Origin of the sequence: Thermus sp. (genome assembly GCF_039793865.1) — a bacterium.
Classification (GTDB): Bacteria; Deinococcota; Deinococci; order Deinococcales; family Thermaceae; genus Thermus.
Map to the genome: position 1 here is coordinate 1 of NZ_JBAMMI010000084.1, position 1,808 is coordinate 1,808.

Here is a 1,808-nt window from a genome sequence, read left to right on the forward strand (position 1 = left end):
GTCAGGCCCAGGGATAGGTAGCAACTTGGGTTAAACTAAGGGCATGATCCGGCCCGTGGCCCGCAAGGACCTCCCGGGGCTCCTTAGGCTCCTCCGCCACCTGGACCAAAGCCCCGAGCGGGGGGTTCTTGCCCCGGAGGCCCGGGACCTCGAGGGCCTGGCCGAGGAGCTGGAGGACGGCCTGGTCCTGGTGCGGGAGGAAGAGGTGGCGGGGTACGTGGGCCTTTACCCCTTCTGGGACGGGGCCGCCTTGGAAGGGCCCGTGGCCTACCGCGAGGAGGACCTGCCCCTCCTCCTGGAGGCGGCGGAGGGGCGGGCCCAGGAGGTGGCGGTGGAGCGGCTCTACGCCTTCCCCCGGGAGGAAAACCGGGCCCTGCGCCGGGCTTTGGAGGGGGCGGGCTTCGGCCTCCTTCACGTGACCTACTTCTTCGTCAAGCGCCCTGAGGGGCTGGACTACCCCGCCCCCGAGGGGGTGCGGGTGGAGGAGGGCTTCCCCGGGGCGGAGGTCTACCGGGAGCTCTACCGGGAGAGCGAGGAGAGCTGGGCCCTGCGCCTCCGCTGGACGGACGAGGAACTGGAGGAGCACTTCCAGGACCCCGCCGTCCACCTGTTGGTGGCCTACCGGGGGGAGGTCCCCGTGGGGATGGCCGAGGTGGAGCTGGAAGGAAAAGAGGCCAGCGTGGCCTACATCGGGGTCGTCCCCGAGGCCCGGGGCCAGGGCATCGGCCGCGCTCTTCTTTCCGAGGCCGCCAAGCTCGCCAAGAAGAAGGGGGCCACCCTCTTCCGGGTGCGGGCCCACGACCACGAGAAGGGGGCCTTGGAGCTTTACCGGGGCTTAGGCTTTAGCCTCGAGGAGGCCGTGGCCACCTACGCCAAGGAGCTCAAGGCCAGGCGGTAGGTGGCGGCGTGGGCCTCCACGGTGAGGCGGGGGTCGCGGTTGTACCCCCCGCCCATCACCACCACCAGGGGCACCCCCAGGGCCTTGACGAACCGGAAGACCCGCTCGTCCCGCCGCCTCACCCCCTCCAGGCTTAGGGCGAGCCTGCCGAAGCGGTCCCCTTTTAGGACGTCCACCCCGGCGTTAAAGAAGACGAGGTCCGGGCGGAAGGCCCGGGCCTTATCCAGCGCCTCCTCCAGGGCCCAGAGGTAGGCCTCGTCCCCCGCCCCGTCGGGAAGGCCCACGTCCAGGTCGCTCCTTTCCTTCTTCAGGGGGTAGTTCCGCTCCCCGTGGAGGGAAAGGGTGAAGACCGAGGGGTCCTCCTGGAAGAAGACCGCGGTGCCGTTCCCCTGGTGGGCGTCCAGGTCCACCACCAAAACCCGGCCCGAAAACCCCTCCTTGACCCGGAGCCAATGGACCGCCACGGCCACGTCGTTGAAGAGGCTGTACCCCTCGGCCCGGCCGGGGAAGGCGTGGTGGGTGCCCCCGGCGAGGTTGAGGCCGAGGCCCTCCTCGAGGGCGTCCAGGGCCGCGGCCAGGGTCCCCCCGGCGGCGTGGAGGGCGCGGAGGAGCAGGCCCTGGCTGAAGGGGAGGCCGAGCCTCAAGGACTCCTCCCGGGTAAGCCCCTCCCCGAAAAGCCTCTCCAGGTAGGGGGCCTCGTGGGCCAGGAAGAGGGCCTCCCGGGGCACCTCGGGGGCCGGGAGGACGGGAAGGAGCCCCTTCAGGGCCTCGGCCACGCCCCCGTACTTGTAGAGGGGGAAGGGGTGGCCCTCGGGCAGGGGGAAGGAGAGGTGGGCCGTGGTGTACGCCCGCACGCCCCTATCCTTAACGCTTTTCGCCAAAATGGAAAGGAGCGTGCGCCTCCTTCTCC

At 70.6% G+C, this 1,808-nt stretch carries 2 protein-coding genes; one reads left to right on the plus strand and one right to left on the minus strand.

Annotated features, from left to right (window positions below):
- Nucleotides 1-43: 43 nt before the first annotated feature.
- Entirely contained in the window at nt 44-898 is an 855-nt protein-coding gene (locus tag ABJK26_RS07565; RefSeq protein ID WP_347241673.1) for a GNAT family N-acetyltransferase, read from the plus strand.
- Here the strand turns inward: ABJK26_RS07565 and ABJK26_RS07570 are convergent.
- Nucleotides 868-1,752 (minus strand): histone deacetylase, encoded by an 885-nt coding sequence (locus ABJK26_RS07570; protein ID WP_347241674.1) that lies wholly within the window; start codon nt 1,750-1,752, stop codon nt 868-870. The two genes, ABJK26_RS07565 and ABJK26_RS07570, sit on opposite strands and share 31 nt — an antisense overlap.
- Between the last annotated feature and the right edge of the window lie 56 nt (nt 1,753-1,808).